Below are 26,170 nucleotides of genomic sequence, written 5' to 3' on the forward strand. Positions count from 1 at the left end.
AATCGTGCTTTTTTGTTTGATGTGTAAGACTAGTCATAGTTGTTCCTTATATCAAAATATAGAAAAACGGTATTGGAAAAGACTAGAACAAGATGATACAATATCCCTAATGAAGCTATTTGGAGGTCGTCTTATGACTCGTGATTTTAAATTTGAAACCCTACAATTACATGCTGGGCAAGTAGTGGATCCAGCGACCAAATCTCGTGCAGTACCGATTTATCAAACAACATCTTTCGTTTTTGATGACACGCAGGAAGGTGCAGATCTGTTTGCCTTGAGAAAACCAGGGAACATTTATACTCGTATTACCAACCCTACAACAGCGGCATTTGAAGAAAGAATCGCTGCTCTTGAAGGTGGTGTTGGAGCGTTAGCGACAGCATCAGGTATGGCTGCTGTAACCTACACTATTTTGGCGCTTGCTCACGCAGGTGACCATGTGGTGGCAGCGTCAACTATTTACGGTGGGACCTTCAATCTTTTGAAAGAAACCCTTCCTCGTTATGGGATTACAACAACCTTTGTGGATGTAGATAATTTGGAAGAAGTGGAAGCGGCTATCAATGACAATACCAAACTTGTCTTGATTGAAACCTTGGGGAATCCCTTGATTAACATTCCTGACTTGGAAAAATTGGCTGAGATTGCGCATAAGCACCAGATTCCTCTCGTTTCGGATAATACTTTTGCCACACCATATTTGATTAACGTCTTCTCTCACGGTGTAGATATTGCCATTCATTCAGCAACTAAGTTTATCGGTGGGCATGGTACGACTATTGGAGGAGTGATTGTTGATAGCGGTCGTTTTGACTGGGCAGCTTCAGGGAAGTTCCCACAATTTGTTGAGGAAGACCCGAGTTATCATAACTTGAGCTATACTCGTGATGTTGGGGCAGCAGCCTTTATTATCGCTGTTCGTGTTCAATTGCTTCGTGATACAGGTGCTGCCTTGTCACCATTTAATGCCTTTCTCTTGCTCCAAGGGCTTGAAACTCTCTCTCTTCGTGTTGAACGTCACGTGCAAAATGCAGAGAAAATTGTTGATTTCCTTGTAAATCATCCTAAGGTAGAGAAGGTAAATTATCCAAAACTAGCTGACAGTCCATATCATGCCTTGGCTGAGAAATATTTGCCAAAAGGTGTTGGTTCAATCTTTACCTTCCATGTCAAAGGTGGAGAGGCAGAAGCCCGCAAGGTGATTGATAATCTGGAAATCTTCTCTGACCTTGCAAACGTAGCAGATGCAAAATCTCTTGTTGTCCATCCTGCGACAACCACTCACGGTCAGTTGTCAGAAAAAGATCTAGAAGCAGCAGGTGTAACACCAAACCAAATTCGCTTGTCGATCGGTCTTGAAAATGTAGAGGATTTGATTGAAGATTTGCGCTTGGCCTTGGAAAAAATTTAAAGTAACAGATATAAACAGTGGGTTTTGACTCACTGTTTTTGATTTTCCCTCAGGCATGATATAATGGTTACAGAAGTCTAGAAAGAGGAAGGTTATGAACGAAATCAAATGTCCCAACTGTGGGGAAGTCTTTACAGTAAATGAAAGTCAGTATGCCGAACTTTTATCCCAAGTGAGAACAGCTGAGTTTGATAAGGAATTACACGATCGAATGAAGCAGGAGCTGGCCTTGGCTGAGCAAAAGGCCATGAATGAGCAACAGTCTAAACTGGCTCAAAAAGACCAAGAAATCGCGCAACTGCAGAGTCAAATCCAAAACTTTGATACAGAGAAAGAGTTAGCCAAGAAAGAGGTTGAACAGTCAAGTCATGAGGCCTTATTAGCAAAGGACAAGGAAGTACAGGCCTTGGAAAACCAACTGGCTACCTTGCGTTTAGAGCATGAAAACCAACTCCAAAAGACCCTTTCTGACTTAGAAAAAGAACGTGATCAGGTAAAAAACCAGCTCCTCTTGCAAGAAAAGGAAAATGAGTTGTCTTTGTCTTCTGTTAAGCAAAATTACGAAGCTCAGCTTAAGGCAGCCAGTGAACAAGTCGAATTCTACAAGAATTTCAAAGCTCAACAATCCACAAAAGCTATCGGGGAAAGTTTGGAACAGTATGCAGAGAGTGAGTTTAACAAGGTTCGTAGTTTTGCCTTTCCAAATGCCTACTTTGAGAAGGATAACAAGGTCTCTGCGCGTGGCTCTAAGGGTGACTTTATCTTCCGTGATTTTGATGAAAATGGTCTAGAATTCATTTCCATCATGTTTGAGATGAAAAATGAAGCAGACGGAACAGAGAAGAAGCATAAGAATGCGGACTTCTACAAGGAATTGGACAAGGACCGTCGGGAAAAGAACTGTGAGTATGCTGTTTTGGTGACTATGTTAGAAGCAGATAACGACTACTTTAACACAGGGATTGTTGACGTCAGTCACGAGTATGAAAAGATGTATGTGGTTCGTCCCCAGTTTTTTATCCAGTTGATTGGTCTCTTGCGAAATGCGGCGCTTAATTCCCTAAAATACAAACAAGAATTGGCCTTGGTTCGAGAGCAAAATATCGATATTACACATTTTGAGGAAGATTTGGATGCCTTTAAACTAGCCTTTGCTAAAAATTACAACTCTGCTTCGACCAACTTTGGTAAAGCAATCGATGAAATCGATAAGGCCATTAAGCGTATGGAAGAGGTTAAGAAATTCCTAACCACATCTGAAAACCAACTCCGCCTCGCTAACAACAAGCTGGAAGATGTTTCGGTTAAAAAACTAACGCGAAAAAATCCAACTATGAAAGCGAAATTTGAAGCGCTGAAGGGGGAGTGAGGAAATAAGTTATGAAAAATGATATCAATTATGAAAATTTGATAGATGATGTAACAGAGGCTATAAAAAAGTTTAACTTAGTAATTTTTATTGGAGCAGGAGTTTCAATTGCTCAAGGTTATCCTAATTGGAACAATTATATTGAACATCTTATTAAGTATTGGCAAGGACAAGTTTTATCGGTAAGTGGTGAAAAAAGTCTTGGGAGAGAACATCATATAGTTTTTGATTTAATTAGCAAATCTAGTATTAGTAATAAACGTAAAGTGGATCTTGTAAACTATGAATTAAAAAAAGTTTTTGGTGAAGACTTTGAAAAGCGACGACTGGATTTTGAAAAAGGATATTTTAAAAATCTGCTACCATATTCAATAGTTAATAAAACAGTAGAATCTTTAGCGAGTTTAAATGCAATATTTATTACTTCTAACTACGACTATGAAATTGAAAATCATATTAAACGTTTAAATAATTCTGTAGTTACTATCAATGATCTTAATGAGTTTGTTAAGAACAAAGATGGAAAGTTACAATTTGGTGATGTTTTACATATCCACGGGACACCGGATTGTGATGTAAATTATTTTGTCAGTTCATCAGCAGATTATTCAAAAACCTATTTAAAAAATAGGGATAATTTTGAAAATTTAGTAACTTGGTTTAAAAAGACAAAACCTACAGTTTTATTTATAGGAGCAGGTCTTGAAGAAGATGAAATTTTATCTTTACTTTGTGAAGATAGTAAAAATTATGCATTGATGAAGTCAGAGAATACAGGTAATCAGAGGGCTGATGAACATTTTAGAGATGTTATTGAGGGATTTTTTAGTTCAGAAAATCATACTCAGATTATATGGTACGGCAAAAACTATGAGGATTTGCCAATTTTTGTGGAAAACTTGGTTTCTGACATAAATGATAAATTAGGAATACATGCATATAGAAAAGATTGGAATAATCTTTTAAATCCCTCGTTAAAACAAGAAGATTACAATAAATCATTAAATAATATTAGCAGTAATTTTAAGTATTTAAGTTCTCTTTTAAATAAGGTTATTGAGAATAATAATGATGACTTAAGTCGACTATTGTTGAATGGTTTATTACAGGGAAAAAATGTAAAAACAATTGAGTCAAACTCTTTCTCAATTTTCTGGACATTTATTGCTAAAAATATTGAAAAGTTAAGTGATAATGACTGGGAAGTAATTTACAAAATACTTTCTGAAGGTTATCAAAATTATTTTATTGATGATGTATTCTTTGTCTATAATTATGCGAAAGATAATAAAATTTCTAGCTTTACAAATAATAAGTTAAATGAACTGAGAAAAGTTATATCGAGAGATGAAGATATCGTTATTTCTAGCTTTAATAAAGATAGAACTCTTTTGGGTTACTGGCTAGTAAGTACTTTTGAACAGCAAAATCGTGATTTATATTTAGAGGAAGATAGTGATATAGAAGTTAACCTAAATACTGAATGTGTTAACAAGCTAACATCCACACTGAATAAATCAGAATTTTCAAGGTATAATTATTATTCTATAAACTATCAACTAGAAGAGTATGGTAATGTTGAATTTATCTATAAACTAATGAAGTCCAGAAGACTATTTATTGAAGAGAAAGAGTTTTTAGGAAGTGGCTCTGAAGATTTATTAAGTACTAAACTAATTCAAAAATTGCTTGTTCAATTGGATAACGAAACTAATTTAGATTTAGAATTTATAAGGAGGTTAATTGATAAAATTGATTTTTCTGATATTCACTTTGGAGAAGAATTAAACACTTTTATCAAAAAACACAGAAGCATTATTAGAGAAAAAAATATTGAAATACTAGAAAAGCCTTATAGAAATTGGATATCTTCACTAGAAGGAGGTTTCGTTTCACAATTTTCATATTTAACTCAAGAAAATCTTGTAGAGTACGATGAATCTAGAGTATTAGAGATATTAGTCAACGCAGAAAAGGAACAAAGAGGTTCTTCGTTTTTAGAAGAAAAGACTATAAATGAAACGGAAAATTTCTTGATTACGGTTTTAAAAGAATCAAATGAAATATCTAAAAAGGTTTCTAATTTATTGAAAAACCATATATATGACTTATATCCAAAATATAAGAGATTATATGTAAATATTATCAGTTCTCCTGAAATAGAAGAAAATTTTAGAAATATTGTTAGAGAAAAATATTTAAAAAAATTTAACAAAGAAAGTTTTGATTCTAATGATCGGAAATTTTTTGAATATCATATAAAACAACAAAATACGGATATAGATATTTTTGAAAAATTACTTAGTATCGATGCAAATAAACTTTCATCTTCAAGAGATGATAATAATCAATTAGATATGTTTCATTATGTAAATAGTGAACTGGGAATATATTTGCAATGTTTGATATCATTGTTTAACCAGCACCCAGGATATACACCTCAAATTATTCAGAAAATAGATTCTGTAGATGATTTTGCGTATAAAGAGCTTGCTCAAGGGATTTTATTATACGTATATGATTGGAGAGTAATTAATATAACCTATCATACATTTTTAGGATTCAGTTATTCCCACTCGTTAATTGATACAGAAGTTGTAAAGATATTTAAGGATGTTGTTAAAAATATTTTAAAAGAAAAAATCAAAGACAATCAAATTCTTGATAGGGTTTATTTAGTCGCTTTAGATAGTGTAGATCCAACTATTGATTCATTTTCTTTATTAAAGAATAACTATAGTCAAATGATCAACATCATTTTTACAGAAGACTATGAATTTAGATATTCTAAAGAATGGTTGCGAGCATTATTCAAATCTGACTCAAGTGCGAACTATCTGGTGACAATTTTTTATTTATTATATAATGAAAATCTTAAAGAAAATAGATTTGCTTTATTTATAGAGGAATTAAGTGATTATGTAACAACTTATAATCAGAAATTATCTTTACGAGGAATGAATTATAAATTAAATCATGAAGAACTTAACAATTTTGATTTGTTGAAAAAAATGTTTCTGAAATTAATGGAGACTGATAAAATAGAGAATGATATTTTCTATCTAGATGGCATCAAAAGTATACTCCCATTATTATCTTTAGATGAAAGACGAAATGTATTACAACATATTCAAAAACAGAACAATTGTCCTCCTCCAGAGATTGAGGAATTACAAAGAATTATAGTTAGTTAAAATTTGTAAAAAAGAGAATAAAAGGTAGACGACGCCTCAGTAAAAATTGACTCGTAAAAATCCAACTATGAAAGCGAAATTTGAAGCGCTGAAGGGGGAGTGAGAAAAAAACACATGAACGGTATTATCAACTTAAAAAAAGAAGCGGGGATGACCTCGCATGATGCGGTTTTTAAGCTGCGTAAGATTTTGGGAACCAAGAAAATTGGTCATGGTGGGACCTTGGATCCAGATGTGGTCGGGGTTTTGCCGATTGCGGTGGGCAAGGCGACACGCATGGTCGAGTTTATGCAGGATGAGGGCAAGGTCTATGAGGGGGAAATCACTCTAGGTTATTCAACAACGACCGAGGATGCTAGTGGGGAAGTAGTCGCAGAGACTCCTGTTTTGTCGCCCTTGGATGAAACCATTGTCGATGAAGCGATTGCTAGTCTGACTGGGTCTATTACTCAGATTCCACCGATGTACTCGGCTGTCAAGGTCAATGGTCGCAAGCTCTATGAGTATGCGCGTGCTGGTCAGGAAGTGGAGCGTCCAGAACGTCAGGTGACTATTTATCAATTTGAGCGGACTAGTCCGATTTCTTATGAGGATCACCTCGCACGTTTTACATTTCGTGTGAAATGCAGTAAGGGGACTTATATCCGTACCTTGTCAGTTGACTTGGGAGAGAAGCTTGGTTATGCGGCCCATATGTCCCATCTGACACGGACTGGTGCTGCAGGGTTACAACTGGAGGATGCTCTTACCTTGGACGAAATTGCTGAAAAAGTGGAGGCTGGTCAGCTGGACTTTCTCCATCCTATAGAGATTGGAACAGGTGACCTTGTCAAAGTTTTCCTAAGTCCAGAAGAGGCTACAGAAGTGCGCTTTGGTCGTTTTATTGAGTTAGACCAAACGGACAAAGAATTGGCTGCCTTTGAAGGAGATAAATTGCTAGCTATTCTAGAAAAAAGAGGCAATCTCTATAAGCCAAGGAAGGTTTTCGGCTAGTCTAACTGGAGTGAAAATATTAGAATTGTTATCCATAATCTATCCAAAATCAGACTATAAATTTTACAAAAAATGTGATAAAATAGACGACGGATAAAAAAACGGAGGATAGCATGCAAAATAGACCAATCATTATCGGAGTGACAGGTGGTTCTGGTGGTGGTAAGACCAGTGTTTCAAAGGCTATTTTATCTCATTTTCTTGATGAAAAGATTGCCATGATTGAGCATGATTCATACTACAAGGACCAATCTCATTTGACCTTTGAAGAGCGTGTCAAAACCAACTACGACCATCCATTTGCCTTTGATACGGATTTGATGATCGAGCAAATTAAGGAATTGTTGGCAGGGCGTCCAGTGGACATTCCGACTTATGACTATACTGAACATACACGGAGCAACAAAACCTATCGTCAAGAACCTCAAGATGTCTTTATCGTTGAGGGGATTTTGGTCTTGGAGGACAAGCGTCTGCGCGATTTGATGGATATCAAGATTTTTGTGGATACAGATGATGATGTGCGCATTATTCGTCGGATCAAGCGCGATATGGAAGAACGTGGCCGCAGTCTGGATAGCGTGATTGACCAGTATCTTGGTGTGGTCAAACCTATGTATCACCAGTTCATCGAGCCGACCAAGCGTTATGCGGATATCATTATTCCTGAAGGTGCCAGCAATACAGTCGCTATTGACCTTTTGACAACCAAGATTTCTAAGATTTTGGAAGAAGCTCGTAACAGCAAATAATGAGATGAGGAGGCTTGGCCTCTTTTTTCTATTTTTCCTTTCGTTTCGGTATGCAAAAGGAGATTTTTAATCATATTTTTGGTATAATAATACTCATGGAAAAGCAAGAAAATGAATAGTAGGTGGAGATGGAAAAGTATTTATCGGTAACAACTTTGACCAAGTATCTGAAAATGAAATTCGATAAAGACCCTTACTTGGAACGGGTCTATTTAACTGGTCAAGTTTCCAACTTTCGTAAACGACCTACTCACCAATATTTCTCCTTAAAAGATGACCATGCAGTTATTCAAGCGACCATATGGTCTGGGATCTATCAGAAATTAGGTTTTGACCTCGAAGAGGGAATGAAGATCAATGTGATTGGGCGTGTACAGGTTTATGAACCCAGCGGGAGTTACTCTATCATCATTGAAAAAGCTGAGCCTGATGGGGTCGGGACGCTTGCGATTCAGTTTGAACAACTCAAGAAAAAACTGACGGAAGAAGGTCTGTTTCAAGAACGCTTCAAGCAACCTCTTCCCCAGTTTGCTAAGCGAATTGGTGTGGTGACCAGTCGTAGTGGAGCCGTTATTCGAGATATTATCACGACCGTCAGCAGACGTTTTCCTGGTGTGGACATTCTTCTCTATCCGACAAAGGTGCAAGGTGACGGAGCTGCGGAGGAAATTGCTCGAAATATTGCGCGTGTTAATCAGCGTGACGATTTGGACTTGCTCATTATTGGTCGTGGTGGTGGTTCGATCGAGGATCTCTGGGCCTTTAACGAAGAGATTGTCGTACGGGCTATTTTTGAATCTCGTTTGCCAGTTATCTCCAGTGTTGGTCATGAGACGGATGTGACTTTGGCTGACTTTGTGGCAGATCGCAGAGCAGCGACGCCAACAGCAGCAGCTGAACTGGCAACGCCTGTGACCAAGTTGGATCTATTAGCTCATTTGCAAAATCAGGAAAAACGGATGGCAACAGCAGTTCAGAATGTCCTGTCAAGGAAAAAAGAAGCTCTGAAAAAATGCAGTCAGTCTGTTATCTTTAGACAACCAGAGCGCTTGTATGACGGCTATTTGCAACGCTTGGATCAATTGCAACTGCGCTTAAAACAAAGTTTGCGAACACGAATTTCTGATAACAACCAATTAGTCCAAGCAAGGACGCATCAACTAGTCCAATTATCGCCTGTTACCAAAATTCAGCGTTATCAAGATCGTCTAGGTCAGTTGGACAAGCTTCTACGTAGCCAAATGGCGTTGGTTTATGATGCCAAGGTTGCTGAAGTCAAGAGACTTTCAGAAGCCTTGTTGATGTTGGATACAAGTCGAATCGTGGCGCGTGGTTATGCTATTGTCAAAAAAGAAGAGTCCGTTGTGGATTCGGTTGAGATGTTGAAGGAAAAAGACCAAGTAACGCTTTTGATGCGAGATGGTCAAGTAGAATTAGAGGTTAAAGATGTCAAAACAAAAGAAATTTGAGGAAAATCTAGCAGAACTGGAGACCATTGTCCAAAGTTTAGAAAATGGTGAAATTGCTTTGGAAGATGCGATTGCTGCCTTTCAAAAGGGCATGGTCTTGTCAAAAGAGCTCCAAGCGACCCTTGACAAGGCTGAAAAGACCTTGGTCAAGGTCATGCAAGAAGACGGAACAGAAAGTGATTTTGAATGAAGAAGCAAGAAAAATTAGCTCTTGTGGAGTCGGCTTTGGAAGATTTTTATGGAGACCAGCAGTTTGCTTCTAGTTTACAAGAGTCCGTTCTCTATTCCATTCATGCTGGTGGCAAGAGAATTCGGCCTTTTCTCTTGCTAGAAGTTCTGGAAGCCTTGCAGGTCGCTATTAAACCAGCACACGCTCAAGTGGCCGCGGCCTTGGAGATGATTCATACAGGGAGCTTGATTCATGATGATCTTCCTGCTATGGATGACGACGATTACCGTAGGGGGCGTTTAACCAATCATAAGAAATTCGGTGAAGCTATGGCAATTTTAGCAGGAGATGCCTTGTTCCTAGATCCTTATGCCTTAATAGCGCAGGCAGATTTGCCAAGTCAAATCAAGGTGGACTTGATTGCCAACTTATCCCTTGCTTCAGGAAGTCTAGGCATGGTTGCAGGGCAGGTTTTAGATATGGAAGGCGAACACCAGCATTTGTCCTTGGAAGAACTCCAGACCATTCATGCCAATAAAACTGGAAAATTACTAGCCTATCCTTTTCAAGCAGCTGCTATCATAGCGGAATTAGCGCCAGAAATCCAAGCAAAATTGAAAACGGTTGGTGAATTGATTGGACTGGCCTTTCAAGTCAGAGATGATGTGCTGGATGTGACCGCTAGTTTTGAGGAAATCGGCAAGACTCCGCAAAAGGATTTACAGGCTGAAAAATCAACCTACCCAGCCTTGTTGGGCATGGAGGAGGCGACTGCCTTTTGTAACCAAACTCTGGATCAAGCCAAGGCTAAATTAGAAGAAATCGCCCAGCAAGTCAGCTTTGAAACAGCGCCGATTGTGAAAGTAGTAGAAAGTTTGAGAATCAATGGCTAAGGAAAGAGTGGACGTACTAGCTTATAAACAGGGTTTGTTTGAAACGCGTGAACAAGCCAAGCGTGGTGTCATGGCTGGTCTTGTTGTGGCTGTGCTTAATGGGGAGCGTTTTGACAAACCAGGAGAGAAAATCCCAGATGACACTGAGCTAAAACTCAAAGGTGAAAAACTCAAGTATGTCAGTCGTGGTGGTCTAAAACTGGAGAAGGCCTTGCAGGTCTTTGATTTGTCAGTTGATAGAGAGACAACGATTGATATCGGTGCTTCCACTGGAGGATTTACCGACGTCATGCTTCAGAATGGTGCTAAGCTTGTCTTTGCAGTTGATGTTGGTACCAATCAATTAGCTTGGAAATTGCGTCAAGATCCACGGGTTGTCAGTATGGAGCAGTTTAATTTCCGCTATGCTGAAAAGACTGACTTTGAGCAGGAACCAAGTTTTGCCAGTATTGATGTGAGTTTCATTTCCCTTAGTCTGATCTTACCAGCCTTGCATCGTGTGTTGGTTGAACAAGGTCAGGTGGTAGCACTTGTCAAACCCCAGTTTGAAGCAGGTCGTGAGCAGATTGGGAAGAATGGAATCATTCGCGATGCCAAGGTCCATCAGAATGTCCTTGAATCTGTCACTGCTATGGCAGTTGAACAAGGTTTTTCAGTGCTTGGATTAGACTATTCACCAATCCAAGGTGGACATGGAAACATCGAATTTCTGGCATATTTGAAAAAGGAAGAGGGAGCAAGTAATCAAGTTGCCCCAGAAATAGAAAAAGTTGTAGAGAGAGCACATAGAGAATTTAAAGATGAATAAAAAAGAGAGACTTGAAAAAATTAGAAGATTTGTAACAGATTATCAAATCGGAACACAGGAAGAAATCGTTGAGCATTTAAAAGAAGCAGGTATCTCTGCCACTCAAGCGACGGTGTCACGAGATATTAAGGAACTGGGTATTGTAAAAATTCCCTTGAAGAACAATAAATACATCTATGAATTGCCAAAAACAATTGTAAGAAGTTTGCAGTTGGCTGAGAATAACATAGTAGGTTCTGAGCGCATGGGAAATATGATCAATCTGGATGTCATTCCTGGGAATACTGCCTTTGTCAAGAGTCAGCTGATGAATACTTTCTCAGAGAGAATTTTCAACTGTCTGGCAGACGACAACTCAATTTTGATTATCTTGAGAAATGAAGAAGACGCCAAGGAAATGTTTGAACAAGTAAAAAATTGGTAGGTTTATATGTTACTTGAAATTTCGATAAAAAACTTTGCCATTATAGAGGCGATTTCGCTCAATTTTGAAAAAGGCATGACAGTCTTAACTGGTGAAACAGGTGCTGGGAAATCGATCATCATCGATGCCATGAACATGATGTTAGGAGCTAGAGCGACTACAGATGTTATTCGTCATGGTGCTCCCAAGGCTGAGATTGAAGGACTTTTTTCTGTTGAGAATAGCCGTTCTTTACAAGAACTCTTTGAAGAGCAAGGGTTGGAGTTGGGGGATGAAATTATCATCCGCCGTGAGATTCTCCAAAACGGACGTAGTATTAGTCGCGTGAATGGGCAGATGGTCAATCTTTCTGTCTTGCGCGCAATCGGCCAACATCTTGTCGATATTCATGGTCAACATGACCAAGAAGAGTTAATGCGTCCGCAACTTCATATCCAGATGCTGGATGAATTTGGTGATGCCGCATTTTTGGAACTTAAACAAGCCTATCAGACAAGCTTTGACGCCTATCGCAAAATGCGTAAACAAGTTCTTGAAGTCAAGAAAAATCAGCAGGAACACAAGTCTCGCATTGAGATGTTGGAATTTCAAATGGCAGAGATTGAGGCTGCAAACTTGCAGGCTGGTGAAGATATGGCTCTCAACCAAGAACGAGATAAACTCCTCAATCACAAGAACATAGCAGATACGCTAACCAATGCCTACAGCATGTTGGACAATGAGGAATTCTCCAGTCTGGCCAATGTCCGTTCAGCCATGAATGACATGGAAAGTGTTGAAGAATACGATCCTGAATACCGTGAAATTTCAAGTTCTCTATCAGAAACCTACTATGTTTTAGAAGATGTTAGCAAGCGTTTGGAAGATATTATTGAGGACTTGGATTTTGATGGTAATCGCCTCATGCAGGTTGAGAATCGCTTAGACCTTCTGAATACTATTACCCGTAAATACGGTGGGACTGTGGACGATGTCCTGCTTTATTTTGCCAAGATTACGGATGAGTACAATCTCTTGACAGGGAATAACCTTTCTTCCGAAGACATGGAAGCAGAGCTCAAAAAATTGGAAGTCAAGCTTGTCGACTTGGCAGGGCAGCTTGCATCTGCTCGTCATGATTTGGCCCAGCAGCTCGAAGCTGAGATTAAGCAAGAACTGCAGGATCTCTATATGGAGAAGGCACAGTTCCAGGTTCGCTTTAGTAAGGGCAAATTTAGTCGTGAGGGGAATGAAACAGTTGAGTTTTACATTTCCACCAACCCTGGTGAAGACTTTAAACCCTTGGTTAAGGTTGCATCTGGTGGGGAATTATCCCGTCTCATGTTAGCTATCAAGTCAGCCTTTTCTCGCAAAGAAGGCAAGACCAGTATTGTTTTTGATGAGGTGGATACGGGAGTTTCAGGTCGTGTGGCCCAAGCCATCGCTCAGAAGATTCATAAGATTGGCCAGCATGGTCAGGTTCTTGCTATTTCTCACCTTCCACAAGTGATTGCCATTGCGGATTATCAATTCTTTATTGAGAAGATTAGTGATGAGCACTCTACGGTGTCGACGGTTCGTCTCTTGACTTTAGAAGAGCGAGTAGAGGAAGTAGCTAAGATGTTGGCTGGGGAAAATGTAACCGAAGCAGCCCTTACCCAAGCCAGAGAATTATTGCAAACGAGGGAGAAATAAATGACAGACTATTATGTAATTGGAGACGTTCACGGAAAAGCAGGTATGCTAGAAGATCTGCTCAAAACCTGGGATGGTCAAACTCAGCTGCTCTTTCTAGGGGATTTGATTGACCGTGGTGAGGATAGTCGCCATGTTCTAGAAATGGTCAAAGACTTGGTCGACAATCAAGGAGCTATCTGTCTATCAGGAAACCACGAGTATATGTTTCTGACTTGGCTCGATGACCCAGAAGAAAGCTATGACCATTATCGTCGTAATGGTGGAGATACAACTATTAACTCTATTTTAGGTCGTCCCTTGGATGCACCAGTTGATGGCGTAGAAGATGCCAAGCGTGTTGCGACAGAAGCAGCAGACTTGGTCGAATTTATTCGTCAAATGCCATTTGTAGTAGAGACAGACAAGTATATCTTTGTTCATGCAGGTATTGATTTGACTTTGGATGATTGGCATGAAACTACAGATTACAAGAAAGTCTGGCTCAGAAAGCCATTCCACGAAGCTGAAAATCATACTGGAAAAACCATTGTCTTTGGTCATACACCAGTTTATGGTTTGCTGAAGCAAGACCGAGGTACTGCTGAGCTTTGGATGACAGAAGATGGCAAGATTGGCATGGATGGAGGAGCTGTCTATGGTGGTGTCCTTCATGGAATCGTCTTTACAGACCAAGGAATGACAGAACACCACTTTATCGAAAATGATGGCTTTATCGCCGAAGATTAGTACTCCTAGCAGGGTATGGTCTTGTCAAAATATTAAAAACAATTTATAATTAATAGATACCCTGAAAGGAAGAGCATCATGAACTTAGAAGAATTAAAAAAACGACAGGAGAAGATTCGAAACTTCTCTATTATCGCCCATATTGACCACGGTAAGTCAACGCTTGCGGACCGCATTTTGGAAAAGACGGAGACGGTTTCTAGTCGTGAAATGCAAGCCCAGCTTTTGGATAGTATGGATCTTGAGCGTGAACGTGGGATTACCATTAAACTCAATGCCATCGAGCTGAATTACACTGCGAAAGATGGGGAGACCTATATTTTCCACTTGATTGACACGCCAGGGCACGTGGACTTTACCTATGAAGTGTCGCGTTCGCTAGCTGCCTGTGAAGGAGCTATTTTGGTGGTTGATGCGGCCCAAGGGATTGAGGCGCAAACTCTTGCTAACGTTTATCTAGCTTTGGACAATGATTTGGAAATTCTGCCAGTCATTAACAAGATTGACCTACCAGCAGCCGATCCAGAGCGTGTGCGTACAGAGATTGAGGATGTCATCGGACTGGATGCCAGCGAAGCGGTCTTAGCTTCGGCCAAAGCTGGTATTGGTATCGAAGAGATTCTTGAGCAGATCGTTGAAAAAGTGCCAGCCCCAACTGGTGATGTAACGGCGCCACTCAAGGCCTTGATTTTCGACTCTGTCTACGATGCTTACCGTGGGGTTATTCTCCAAGTTCGTGTCATGGATGGGGTAGTCAAACCTGGCGATAAGATTCAGCTTATGAGCAATGGTAAGACCTTTGATGTGACTGAGGTCGGAATTTTCACGCCGAAAGCAGTCGGGCGTGATTTCCTAGCGACAGGTGACGTTGGTTATATTGCGGCTTCTATCAAGACGGTTCAAGATACGCGTGTCGGTGATACGGTGACCCTAGCAAGCAATCCTGCAGCAGAACCGCTAGACGGGTACAAGCAGATGAACCCTATGGTCTTTGCAGGGCTTTACCCAATCGAATCAAACAAGTACAATGACCTACGTGAAGCCCTAGAAAAATTGCAACTCAACGATGCTAGCTTGCAGTTTGAACCAGAAACATCGCAGGCGCTGGGATTCGGTTTCCGTTGTGGATTCCTTGGACTTCTCCATATGGATGTTATCCAAGAGCGTTTAGAGCGTGAGTTTAACATTGACCTCATCATGACAGCTCCATCTGTTATCTATAAGGTTAAACAAACTGACGGTGAGTCTATGGATGTATCTAACCCATCAGAATTCCCAGACCCAACTAAGATTGCGATCATTGAAGAACCTTATGTCAAGGCTCAGATTATGGTACCACAGGAGTTTGTTGGGGCAGTAATGGAATTGGCTCAACGCAAACGTGGGGACTTTGTGACCATGGACTATATTGATGACAATCGTGTTAATGTTATCTATCAAATCCCACTTGCTGAAATTGTCTTTGACTTCTTTGATAAGCTTAAGTCTTCGACGCGTGGTTATGCAAGCTTTGACTATGAATTGTCAGAGTACCGTCCATCTAAGCTGGTCAAAATGGACATCCTTCTTAATGGTGATAAGGTCGATGCCCTCAGCTTTATCGTTCATAAGGACTTTGCCTACGAACGTGGGAAACTCATTGTTGATAAGCTCAAGAAAATCATCCCTCGTCAACAGTTTGAGGTGCCAATTCAAGCAGCTATTGGCCACAAAATTGTGGCTCGTACGGATATCAAGGCTCTTCGTAAAAACGTACTTGCCAAGTGTTATGGTGGTGACGTTTCGCGTAAACGTAAACTTCTTGAAAAACAAAAAGCTGGTAAGAAGCGTATGAAAGCCATTGGATCAGTAGAAGTCCCACAAGAAGCCTTCCTTAGCGTCTTAAGCATGGATGAAGAATAGAAATAGAAAACAAAACTCTTGAAGATTTCTCAAGAGTTTTTGCTTTAAATGAGAGCGAGTAAAATCATCAACTGACAAAATAGATCAGGTTAGAATTTGACAGAAGTCCTTATTTTTCTTATAATGCAGATGGAAAGGTGGTAGGATGAAAAAATTATTAATTTTGGGTACTGTAGTTACTGTTAGTGCTTTTTTAGCTTCATGCTCCAATAAATCGCAAACAGCAGCCGAAGAAAGTTCGTCTGCAGTTGTTAGTTCTTCTAGCAGTCAGGAAACAAGTAGCTCTAGTTCTGCTGTTTCTGAAGCGAAAAAGGAAGAGACGCAAATCATCGGCTCGAATGAATATGGTTTTGTCAAGGTACCCAAATCATGGGTTCGATTCCATGAAGTAGAAGGTGGAAATGATATACAGTATTGCGATGGAACAGATATCAACATTGTTACGCTGAATACCTTCAAGGCTGAGCAGTTTAATATCAGCGAAGAAGAATATGCTAAACTGGATATTGTGACTGTCTCATCTAGTGTTTTAACTTCTAAAGAACAAAGCTCTGATTTCAGTAAGGTTTGGGGCTCCAAATCGACCATTGGAGGTTATGAAGCCTATGTTGTCAATGCAATTGCTAAGTCAGGGAAATACCTCGTTACCTGGGTTTTCCGATCAAATGATGGTAAAATCCGCTATGTTTCACTTGAAGGGGATGGGGAAACTTTAAAAGCAATCTTACCGATGATTGAAAGTAGCTGGTCAAATACGAAAGCTGAATAAATGAAAAAAAGAAGATCCTTGGTCTTCTTTTTATTTTATTTTCGAATAGATAGATGAGTAGAAAAAGAAATGGAGTTGTATATGAAGATCACAAACTATGAGATTTACAAATTGAGAAAAGCTGGGCTGACCAATCAACAGATTCTAACTGTCCTTGAATATGACGAGAGTGTTGATCAGGAGCTCTTGCTAGGTGACATTGCTGAAATATCGGGGTGTCGTAATCCTGCTGTCTTTATGGAACGCTATTTCCAGATAGATGATGCGCAGTTGGAGAAGGAGTTTCAGAAATTTCCATCCTTTTCTATTCTTGATGACTGTTATCCTTGGGATCTGAGTGAGATTTATGATGCTCCAGCGCTCTTGTTTTATAAGGGAAATCTAGACTTGCTGAAGTTTCCAAAGGTTGCTGTTGTAGGGAGCCGTTCATGTTCTAGTCAGGGAGCAAAGTCGGTTCAGAGAGTCATTCAAGGTTTGAAAAACGAGTTAATTGTGGTCAGTGGTTTGGCTAAAGGGATTGATACGGCTGCCCATATGGCTGCACTCCAGAATGGAGGAAAAACCATTGCTGTGATTGGAACAGGATTGGATGTGTTTTATCCTAAAGCCAATAAACGTTTGCAGGAGTACATTGGCAATGACCATCTGGTTCTCAGTGAATATGGACCTGGCGAGCAACCTCTGAAATTTCATTTTCCAGCTCGAAATCGAATCATAGCAGGATTATGTCGAGGAGTTATTGTAGCAGAGGCGAGGATGCGCTCAGGCAGTCTCATTACCTGTGAGCGAGCTATGGAGGAAGGACGTGATGTCTTTGCCATTCCGGGAAACATTTTAGATGGCCATTCAGATGGCTGTCATCACCTGATCCAAGAGGGAGCAAAGCTGATTTCCAGTGGTCAAGATGTGCTGGCTGAGTTTGAATTTTAAGGAGAAATTTGTTCACACAGATAAACTTTTCTTCTATATATAGGAGTTAGGTCTTGACAGCTATAGAAAAATGGTTTACACTTTATAAAGTTTATTACTTTGAAAAGGTGTGATAGTGTGGCTACGGCAACAAAGAAGAAAAAATCAACAGTTAAGAAAAATCTAGTCATCGTAGAGTCGCCTGCTAAGGCGAAAACGATTGAGAAATATCTAGGCAGAAATTACAAGGTTTTAGCCAGTGTCGGGCATATCCGTGATTTGAAAAAATCCAGTATGTCAGTCGATATTGAAAATAACTATGAACCGCAGTATATCAATATCCGTGGAAAAGGTCCTCTCATCAATGACTTAAAAAAAGAAGCTAAAAAGGCCAATAAAGTCTTTCTGGCGAGTGACCCGGACCGTGAAGGAGAAGCGATTTCTTGGCATTTGGCCCACATTCTCAACTTGGATGAGAATGATGCCAACCGTGTGGTTTTTAATGAAATCACCAAGGACGCGGTAAAAAATGCCTTTAAAGAACCGCGCAAGATTGACATGGACTTGGTCGACGCCCAACAAGCTCGTCGAGTCTTAGACCGCTTGGTAGGGTATTCGATTTCGCCTATTTTGTGGAAAAAGGTCAAGAAGGGCTTATCAGCAGGACGCGTGCAGTCTGTTGCCCTTAAGCTTATCATTGACCGTGAAAATGAAATCAATGCCTTTCAACCAGAAGAATACTGGACAATTGATGGTGTCTTTAAGAAGGGTACCAAGCAATTTCAGGCTTCTTTCTATGGTATGAATGGCAAAAAGATGAAATTGACCACCAACGAAGAAGTCAAAGAAGTCTTGTCCCACCTAACGAGCAAAGATTTTACAGTAGATCAGGTAGATAAGAAAGAGCGCAAACGCAATGCGCCCCTACCTTATACGACTTCAACCATGCAGATGGATGCGGCTAACAAAATCAATTTCCGTACTCGAAAGACCATGATGGTGGCTCAACAGCTCTATGAAGGGATCAATATCGGATCGGGCGTGCAAGGTTTGATTACCTATATGCGTACAGACTCGACTCGTATCAGTCCAGTAGCTCAGAATGAAGCTGCAAGCTACATTAACGACCGTTTTGGTAGCAAGTATTCCAAGCATGGTAGCAAGGTCAAGAACGCCTCAGGCGCTCAAGATGCCCACGAAGCTATTCGTCCATCTAGTGTCTTTAATACACCAGAAAGCATCGCTAAGTACTTGGATAAAGACCAGCTCAAGCTCTATACCCTTATCTGGAACCGTTTTGTGGCCAGCCAGATGACGGGAGCTATCTTTGATACCATGGCTGTTAAATTGTCTCAAAATGGGGTCCAATTTGCTGCCAATGGTAGTCAGGTTAAGTTTGATGGTTATCTTGCTATTTATAATGATTCTGACAAGAACAAGATGTTACCAGACATGGCTGTTGGAGATGTGGTCAAGCAAGTCAATAGCAAGCCAGAACAACATTTCACCCAACCACCTGCTCGCTATTCAGAAGCGACGCTTATCAAGACCTTGGAGGAAAATGGGGTTGGACGTCCATCAACCTACGCTCCGACCATTGAAACCATCCAGAAACGATACTACGTTCGTCTGGTAGCCAAACGCTTTGAACCGACAGAGTTGGGAGAAATTGTTAATAAACTCATTGTTGAATATTTCCCAGATATCGTAAACGTGACCTTCACAGCTGAGATGGAAGGAAAACTGGATGATGTCGAAGTTGGAAAAGAGCAGTGGCAACGTGTTATTGACACCTTTTACAAACCATTCTCTAAAGAAGTAGCCAAGGCTGAAGCAGAAATGGAAAAAATTCAGATCAAGGATGAACCAGCTGGATTTGACTGTGAAGTCTGTGGTAGTCCGATGGTGATTAAGCTCGGTCGTTTTGGTAAATTCTATGCTTGTAGCAATTTCCCAGACTGCCGTCATACACAAGCGATTGTCAAAGAGATTGGTGTCGAGTGTCCAAGCTGTCATCAAGGACAAATCATCGAACGCAAAACCAAGCGCAATCGTATCTTTTATGGTTGCAATCGCTATCCAGAATGTGAATTTACTTCCTGGGACAAACCGATTGGCCGTGACTGTCCAAAATGCGGACACTTCCTTGTGGAGAAAAAAGTCCGTGGTGGTGGCAAGCAAGTTGTATGTAGTAATGGCGACTACGAAGAGGAAAAGATCAAATAAAATGCAGAGTCCTGAAAATGAATTTCAGGCTCTTTTTACTTGAAGCTTGACAAATTTCCTCATTGTATGCGAAACTAGAGGAAGAGTAATTTATCTAGGAGAAGTTATGCGCATTATTTATTTCTGTATTGGTTTTATTTCTTTGGCTCTAGCTCTTGTAGGTGTTGTCCTGCCGCTCTTACCAACAACTCCCTTTCTTTTGCTGTCTATCGCTTGCTTTTCAAAATCTTCTAAGCGTTTTGAAGACTGGCTTTATCACACCAAGCTCTATCAGACTTATGTAGCTGATTTTCGGGAAACCAAGTCTATAGCGCGTGAACGCAAGAAAAAAATCATCGTATCTATCTATATCTTGATGGGAATTTCTATTTATTTTGCCCCTCTTTTACCAGTCAAAATCGGTTTGGGAGCCTTGACCATCTTTATCACCTACTATCTCTTTAAAGTCATTCCTGACAAAGAATAGATAAAAATAGTAGTTATTTGCCTTGATAAAAATGAAAGGATATTTAAAACAATATGATATAATAAATTTAAAGAAAACATCAAGGAGAATCAAATGATTTACGAATTTTGTGCTGAAAATGTGACCCTGCTTGAAAAAGCGATGCAGGCTGGAGCTCGTCGAATCGAACTTTGTGACAATCTAGCAGTTGGTGGGACAACACCAAGCTATGGAGTGACTAAGGCAGCTGTTGAACTGGCAGCTAACTATGATAGCACCATTATGACCATGATTCGTCCCCGTGGTGGCGACTTTGTCTATACTGATCTTGAAATAGCGATTATGCTAGAAGACATTCGTTTGACTGCGCAGGCTGGAAGTCAAGGAGTAGTTTTTGGGGCATTAACTGCTGATAAGAAGTTGGATAAGGTTAATCTTGAGAAGCTGATTGCCGCATCTAAAGGAATGGAAATTGTCTTTCACATGGCCTTTGATGCATTAAGCGATGAAGACCAGTTAGAAGCCATTGACTGGCTCAGCCAAGCCGGTGTCACCCGTATCTTAACTCGTGCTAGTGTGTCTGGAGACTCGCTAGAAAAACGTTTTGCTCATTATCACAGAATTTTGGAACATGCAGCTGGTAAAATTGAAATTCTACCAGGTGGGGGAATTGACTTAGACAATCGTCAAACCTTTATTGACCAGCTGGGTGTGACACAATTGCATGGAACCAAGGTTGTCTTTTAAAAAATAGAAAGGAACTGCTAGCTTTTGGTAGCAGTTTTCACATATGTTTGAAATTTTTAAATCCTATCAGTTTAATCAAGAAAAAGCTAGAGACTATGGTTTTGTAGAAAATGGGGAAGTATGGAACTATAGTTGCCAGATTTTGCAAGGTGACTTTTCCATGACAGTCTCTATCACTCCTGATAATGTGAGTTTTCAGGTTTTTGATCAGGAAACGGGTGACCTCTATCCTCAAGTACATATGGAAAGTATGCGGGGAAGTTTTGTCGGAAGTGTCCGTGAGGCTTGTTTGGAGATTCTTTACCAGATTCGGAAGGCTTGCTTTGATGTGCAGGATTTTATCTGTCCTCAGACAAAGCGTATCATGGCTCAAGTTCAGGAAAAGTATGGTAATCAGTTGGAGTATCTGTGGGAAAAGTCGCCTGATATAGCTGTATTGCGTCATGAAGGCAATCAAAAGTGGTATGCTGTTGTGATGAGAATCCCATGGGATAGGCTAGATAAGGGGAGAGAAGGGCTAGTCGAAGCAGTCAACCTCAAACACGACCAAGTAGCTGACTTGCTTTCGCAAAAGGGAATTTACCCAGCCTTTCATATGAACAAACGCTACTGGCTTAGTCTGGCACTTGATGATAGTTTGCAAGATGAAGAAGTGATAGAACTCATCGAAAGAAGTTGGAACTTGACAGTGAAAAAATAAGTAAAGTTACTTGAGTTTTCAAATACTTTCAATTAGCAAAATATTCTTTACTGAAGAAATTTTCAGAAAATAATGGATTTTTTCTTGACAAGTGTTTTTAGCTATGCTAGAATACTAAACAAGATATCAAACGAAGGAGAAAGTCAAACATGAAAACAGCTAAGTTTAATCAATTTGCTTTGTTGTTGAGGTACTCGGGCTAGTGCAAAAGCATTAGTCCTGTTTGGCTTACCAAGCGGGAGTAAATCAACATCTCGCTTGGGTTTCTAAGCGAGATGTTTTTTTAAAACCACATTTGGAAAAGGGGAAATCTTATGCGTAAAGTTGAATTTTTTGATACAAGCCTTCGTGATGGGGAACAAACACCTGGTGTTAACTTCTCAATAAAAGAAAAAATTGCCATTGCAAGGCAGTTGGAAAAATGGGGCATTTCAGCCATCGAAGCTGGTTTTCCGGCTGCAAGCCCAGACTCATTTAAGGCAGTTCAGGAGATTGCTAAGGTCTTAAAGAAAACTGCGGTGACTGGTCTAGCACGTTCGGTCAAGTCTGATATTGATGCTTGTTACGAGGCGCTTAAGGATGCCAAGTATCCACAGGTTCATGTCTTTATCGCTACCAGTCCGATTCACCGCAAGTATAAGCTCAATAAGAGCAAGGAAGAGATTTTAGAAGCTATTAAGGAGCATGTTTCCTATGCGCGCTCTAAGTTTGAAGTGGTCGAATTTTCTCCAGAGGATGCGACCAGAACAGAGTTGGACTTCCTCTTGCAAGTCGTTCAAACAGCGGTCGATGCAGGGGCGTCTTATATCAATATCCCTGACACGGTTGGATTCACCACGCCAGAAGAGTACGGAGCTATTTTCAAATACTTGATTGAAAATGTCAAGACGGATCGTCAGATTATCTATTCACCTCACTGTCATGATGACCTCGGAATGGCAGTGGCTAATAGCCTTTCTGCTGTCAAGAATGGTGCAGGACGTGTCGAAGGAACTATCAATGGTATTGGGGAGCGAGCTGGAAATGCTGCTTTGGAAGAAATAGCAGTGGCTCTCAATATTCGCCAAGATTACTACCAAGCAGAAACAAGTATTGTCCTAAACGAGACCATCAATACTTCTGAAATGGTTTCTCGCTTCTCTGGTATTCCAGTTCCTAAAAACAAGGCTGTTGTTGGTGGCAATGCCTTCTCTCACGAATCTGGTATTCACCAAGATGGAGTCCTTAAAAATCCTCTCACTTATGAGATCATCACACCTGAATTGGTTGGTGTTAAGAGTAATAGTCTTCCGCTTGGAAAATTGTCTGGTCGCCATGCCTTTGTTGAGAAACTAAGAGAATTGGCCCTAGATTTTACAGAAGAGGACATCAAACCACTCTTCGCTAAGTTCAAGGCACTAGCGGACAAGAAACAAGAAATCACAGATGCAGATATTCGAGCTCTGGTCGCTGGAACCATGGTTGAAAATCCAGAAGGCTTCCACTTTGATGATTTACAACTTCAAACTCATGCAGATAATGACATTGAAGCGCTTGTTAGTCTGGCTAATATGGATGGTGAGAAAGTCGAATTTAATGCAACAGGGCAAGGTTCCGTTGAAGCGATCTTTAACGCTATCGATAAGTTCTTTAATCAATCTGTCCGCTTGGTGTCCTATACCATTGATGCTGTGACAGATGGAATTGATGCTCAAGCTCGTGTCTTGGTTACTGTTGAAAACAGAGATACAGAAACCATCTTTAACGCAGCAGGTCTTGATTTCGATGTGTTGAAAGCTTCGGCTATTGCTTATATCAATGCCAATACTTTTGTTCAAAAAGAGAATGCAGGTGAGATGGGGCGTAGCGTTTCCTACCGAGACATGCCTAGTGTGTAAAGGAGAAGGCTATGACAAAGAAAATAGTAGCTCTAGCAGGGGATGGAATCGGTCCAGAAATTATGGAAGCTGGTTTAGCGGTTCTGGAAGCTCTAGCTTCAAAAACAGGCTTTGACTATGAGATTGATAGACGACCTTTTGGAGGTGCAGGTATTGATGCTGCGGGGCATCCTTTACCTGATGAAACCCTCAAGGCATGTAGAGAAGCAGATGCTATTCTCCTAGCGGCTATCGGTAGTCCTCAGTATGATGGGGCAGCGATTCGGCCTGAACAAGGCTTGCTGGCTCTTCGTAAGGAACTCAAGCTTTATGCCAACATTCGCCCAGTTAAGATTTTTGAGAGCCTCAAGCATTTGTCCCCTCTCAAACCAGAACGAATTGCTGGTGTAGACTTTGTCGTGGTGCGTGAGTTGACAGGTGGGATTTACTTTGGAGATCATATCCTTGAAGAGCGAAAAGCGCGTGATATCAACGACTACAGCTATGAGGAAGTAGAGCGGATTATTCGCAAGTCCTTTGAAATCGCAGGAAGTCGCAGAAAAATCGTTACTAGTATCGATAAGCAAAATGTTCTAGCGACATCAAAACTCTGGCGCAGAGTAGCTGAGGAAGTTGCGCAGGATTTCCCAGATGTAAGCTTGGAACACCAGTTGGTGGACTCAGCTGCCATGCTCATGATTACAAATCCTGCCAAGTTTGATGTCATTGTGACGGAGAATCTTTTCGGAGATATCTTATCTGATGAATCAAGCGTTTTATCAGGCACACTTGGCGTCATGCCATCAGCCAGTCATTCTGAAAAGGGGCCAAGTCTTTATGAGCCTATTCACGGTTCAGCGCCTGATATTGCAGGTCAAGGAATTGCCAATCCGATTTCCATGATATTATCTGTTGCCATGATGTTGAGAGATAGCTTTGGACGTTATGAGGATGCGGAGCGTATCGAGCGTGCTGTTGAAGCTAGTTTAGCGGCTGGTGTTTTAACAAGAGATATTGGAGGACAGGCTTCGACCAAGGAAATGACAGAAGCCATCATTGAAAGATTATGAAGATAAATGAAGGAATCACGCTTGCCCTCTTGATTTGGAATTTGCTGATTTTCTTGATTTATGGCATTGACAAATCCAAGGCAAGAAGAGGTGCTTGGCGCGTACCAGAGAAAATCTTACTCATTTTAGCCGTTACTTGTGGTGGTTTTGGTGCCTGGTTGGCAGGAATCATCTTTCACCACAAGACTAGAAAATGGTATTTTAAAACAGTTTGGTTTCTCGGGATGGTGACCACACTAGTGGCCTTATATTTTATTTGGAGGTAATGGATGGCAGGAAAATCGATTTTTGATAAATTATGGGACCGCCATGTTATCACAGGAGAAGAAGGGCAACCCCAACTCATGTATGTGGACCAGCACTATATTCATGAGGTGACCAGTCCCCAAGCTTTTCAAGGATTACGAGATGCAGGCCGCAGATTGAGACGACCAGACTTGACATTTGGGACCTTTGACCACAATGTACCAACGGTCAACATCTATGATATTCGAGATGTCATTTCCAAGGCTCAAATTGATAAGCTTGCTGAAAATGTTGAGGAGTTTGGGATTGAACATGCTGCCCACGGTTCTGAAAAGCAGGGAATCGTTCACATGGTAGGTCCAGAAACAGGACGGACCCAACCAGGAAAATTCATCGTCTGTGGAGATAGCCACACAGCTACTCACGGAGCTTTCGGAGCTATCGCCTTTGGGATTGGGACCAGTGAGGTCGAGCATGTCTTTGCTACCCAGACCCTTTGGCAGGTCAAACCCAAGAAAATGCTGGTAGAATTCACTGGTGTTCCTCAAAAAGGAGTTTATTCTAAGGATTACATTCTCGCCTTAATTGCCAAGTACGGCGTTGCCTGTGGTGTTGGCTATGTGGTTGAATATCGTGGACAAGCAATTGATGCACTGACAATGGAAGAGCGAATGACCATCTGTAATATGTCCATCGAGTTTGGCTCTAAGATGGGCATCATGAATCCAGATCAAACTACCTATGATTATCTCAAAGGACGAGAATGTGTTCCAGAGGATTTCGAGGAGGCTATTGCTGACTGGAAGACGCTTGTCAGCGATGAGGATGCCGTCTATGATAAGGTTATCCGGATGGATGTCTCAGACTTGGCTCCTATGGTGACCTGGGGAACCAATCCTGCTATGGGCGTTGACTTTGACAGTAGCTTCCCAGAAATTAAGGATATGAATGATGAACGAGCTTATCATTACATGGACTTGGAGCCTGGTCAAAAGCCAGAGGATATTGAACTAGGATATATTTTTATCGGGTCTTGTACCAATGCTCGTCTCAGCGATTTACAACTGGCCGCGCGATTTGTCAAAGGGAAGAAGATTGCTCCCAATCTAACAGCAATTGTAGTGCCAGGATCGCGTCCTGTCAAACGAGCTGCGGAGAAATTGGGCTTGGATAAAGTATTCTTAGACGCTGGCTTTGAGTGGCGAGACCCTGGTTGCTCAATGTGCCTAGGGATGAATCCTGACAAGGTCCCTGATGGGGTCCACTGTGCCTCAACCAGTAACCGCAACTTTGAAGATAGACAGGGATTTGGCGCTAAGACTCATCTCTGCAGTCCAGCCATGGCAGCAGCAGCAGCTATCGCAGGGCGTTTCGTAGATGTTCGACAGATGCCAGAAGCCCAGTAAGGAGAG

The 26,170-nt window shown here is 40.8% G+C and carries 23 protein-coding genes and 1 pseudogene; all 24 read left to right on the forward strand.

Translation table 11 applies throughout. The features are described 5' to 3' along the window. Positions 1-133: 133 nt before the first annotated feature. The 24 genes and pseudogenes from MK403_RS06695 to leuC all read left to right on the forward strand — a co-directional run bounded on the left by MK403_RS06695 (position 134) and on the right by leuC (position 26,164). Positions 134-1,414 carry an O-acetylhomoserine aminocarboxypropyltransferase/cysteine synthase family protein gene (locus MK403_RS06695; RefSeq protein WP_000196319.1) on the forward strand — a complete coding sequence of 427 codons (1,281 nt, stop codon included), beginning with the start codon at positions 134-136 and terminating at the stop codon, positions 1,412-1,414. Between the two features lie 94 nt (positions 1,415-1,508). Then, on the forward strand, positions 1,509-2,783 hold the full coding sequence (locus MK403_RS06700; RefSeq protein ID WP_268709342.1) for a DUF2130 domain-containing protein: 1,275 nt from the start codon (positions 1,509-1,511) through the stop codon (positions 2,781-2,783). An 11-nt stretch (positions 2,784-2,794) separates the two neighbouring features. Beyond that, complete coding sequence (locus MK403_RS06705) at positions 2,795-5,977, forward strand: SIR2 family protein (RefSeq protein WP_268709343.1); 3,183 nt, start codon at positions 2,795-2,797, stop codon at positions 5,975-5,977. A gap of 21 nt (positions 5,978-5,998) precedes the next feature. Further along, positions 5,999-6,080: pseudogene (locus MK403_RS09465) on the forward strand (DUF2130 domain-containing protein); the annotation flags it as partial. A gap of 11 nt (positions 6,081-6,091) precedes the next feature. Then, positions 6,092-6,970 (forward strand): tRNA pseudouridine(55) synthase TruB, encoded by an 879-nt coding sequence (gene truB, locus MK403_RS06710; protein ID WP_268709344.1) that lies wholly within the window; start codon positions 6,092-6,094, stop codon positions 6,968-6,970. A 113-nt stretch (positions 6,971-7,083) separates the two neighbouring features. Beyond that, positions 7,084-7,722 carry a uridine kinase gene (gene udk, locus MK403_RS06715; protein ID WP_001181363.1) on the forward strand — a complete coding sequence of 213 codons (639 nt, stop codon included), beginning with the start codon at positions 7,084-7,086 and terminating at the stop codon, positions 7,720-7,722. A 128-nt stretch (positions 7,723-7,850) separates the two neighbouring features. Continuing rightward, entirely contained in the window at positions 7,851-9,191 is a 1,341-nt protein-coding gene (gene xseA, locus MK403_RS06720; RefSeq protein WP_268709345.1) for an exodeoxyribonuclease VII large subunit, read from the forward strand. Next, positions 9,169-9,381, forward strand: a complete 213-nt coding sequence (locus tag MK403_RS06725) for an exodeoxyribonuclease VII small subunit (RefSeq protein WP_000043226.1) — start codon at positions 9,169-9,171, stop codon at positions 9,379-9,381. The genes xseA and MK403_RS06725 overlap by 23 nt, the downstream gene beginning before the upstream one ends. Continuing rightward, on the forward strand, positions 9,378-10,253 hold the full coding sequence (locus MK403_RS06730) for a polyprenyl synthetase family protein (protein ID WP_268709346.1): 876 nt from the start codon (positions 9,378-9,380) through the stop codon (positions 10,251-10,253). Before MK403_RS06725 ends, MK403_RS06730 begins: the two co-directional genes overlap by 4 nt. Continuing rightward, entirely contained in the window at positions 10,246-11,061 is an 816-nt protein-coding gene (locus MK403_RS06735; RefSeq protein WP_268709347.1) for a TlyA family RNA methyltransferase, read from the forward strand. Before MK403_RS06730 ends, MK403_RS06735 begins: the two co-directional genes overlap by 8 nt. Further along, the gene (locus MK403_RS06740) at positions 11,054-11,485 is read left to right on the forward strand and encodes an arginine repressor (RefSeq protein ID WP_001034389.1); all 432 of its coding nucleotides are present in this window, start codon (positions 11,054-11,056) and stop codon (positions 11,483-11,485) included. The genes MK403_RS06735 and MK403_RS06740 overlap by 8 nt, the downstream gene beginning before the upstream one ends. A gap of 6 nt (positions 11,486-11,491) precedes the next feature. Then, entirely contained in the window at positions 11,492-13,159 is a 1,668-nt protein-coding gene (gene recN / locus MK403_RS06745; protein WP_268709348.1) for a DNA repair protein RecN, read from the forward strand. Continuing rightward, a complete protein-coding gene (locus MK403_RS06750; protein ID WP_268709349.1) occupies positions 13,160-13,888 on the forward strand; it encodes a metallophosphoesterase family protein in 729 nt (242 codons plus the stop codon). 78 nt (positions 13,889-13,966) lie between these two features. Beyond that, a complete protein-coding gene (gene lepA, locus MK403_RS06755; protein ID WP_268709350.1) occupies positions 13,967-15,790 on the forward strand; it encodes a translation elongation factor 4 in 1,824 nt (607 codons plus the stop codon). A 145-nt stretch (positions 15,791-15,935) separates the two neighbouring features. Further along, positions 15,936-16,559, forward strand: coding sequence for a hypothetical protein (locus MK403_RS06760; RefSeq protein WP_268709351.1), 624 nt, complete (start codon positions 15,936-15,938; stop codon positions 16,557-16,559). An 81-nt stretch (positions 16,560-16,640) separates the two neighbouring features. Continuing rightward, positions 16,641-17,489 carry a DNA-processing protein DprA gene (dprA, locus tag MK403_RS06765; protein WP_268709352.1) on the forward strand — a complete coding sequence of 283 codons (849 nt, stop codon included), beginning with the start codon at positions 16,641-16,643 and terminating at the stop codon, positions 17,487-17,489. Positions 17,490-17,606: 117 nt separating this feature from the next. Beyond that, positions 17,607-19,694: a type I DNA topoisomerase gene (gene topA / locus MK403_RS06770; protein WP_125425779.1), complete on the forward strand. Its 2,088-nt coding sequence runs from the start codon at positions 17,607-17,609 to the stop codon at positions 19,692-19,694. A gap of 106 nt (positions 19,695-19,800) precedes the next feature. Next, on the forward strand, positions 19,801-20,160 hold the full coding sequence (locus tag MK403_RS06775; protein ID WP_001220344.1) for a YbaN family protein: 360 nt from the start codon (positions 19,801-19,803) through the stop codon (positions 20,158-20,160). 93 nt (positions 20,161-20,253) lie between these two features. After that, entirely contained in the window at positions 20,254-20,886 is a 633-nt protein-coding gene (locus tag MK403_RS06780; RefSeq protein WP_268709353.1) for a copper homeostasis protein CutC, read from the forward strand. Between the two features lie 43 nt (positions 20,887-20,929). After that, entirely contained in the window at positions 20,930-21,586 is a 657-nt protein-coding gene (locus tag MK403_RS06785; protein WP_268709354.1) for an MmcQ/YjbR family DNA-binding protein, read from the forward strand. Between the two features lie 314 nt (positions 21,587-21,900). Then, positions 21,901-23,463, forward strand: coding sequence for a 2-isopropylmalate synthase (locus MK403_RS06790; protein WP_268709355.1), 1,563 nt, complete (start codon positions 21,901-21,903; stop codon positions 23,461-23,463). A gap of 11 nt (positions 23,464-23,474) precedes the next feature. Beyond that, positions 23,475-24,512: a 3-isopropylmalate dehydrogenase gene (gene leuB, locus MK403_RS06795; RefSeq protein ID WP_268709356.1), complete on the forward strand. Its 1,038-nt coding sequence runs from the start codon at positions 23,475-23,477 to the stop codon at positions 24,510-24,512. After that, entirely contained in the window at positions 24,509-24,778 is a 270-nt protein-coding gene (locus MK403_RS06800) for a DUF1294 domain-containing protein (RefSeq protein ID WP_000700092.1), read from the forward strand. Before leuB ends, MK403_RS06800 begins: the two co-directional genes overlap by 4 nt. A gap of 3 nt (positions 24,779-24,781) precedes the next feature. Continuing rightward, positions 24,782-26,164, forward strand: a complete 1,383-nt coding sequence (leuC, locus tag MK403_RS06805) for a 3-isopropylmalate dehydratase large subunit (protein WP_268709357.1) — start codon at positions 24,782-24,784, stop codon at positions 26,162-26,164. Positions 26,165-26,170 lie beyond the last annotated feature (6 nt).

The organism is Streptococcus oralis (genome assembly GCF_026782285.1).
Classification (GTDB): Bacteria; Bacillota; Bacilli; order Lactobacillales; family Streptococcaceae; genus Streptococcus; species Streptococcus oralis_CG.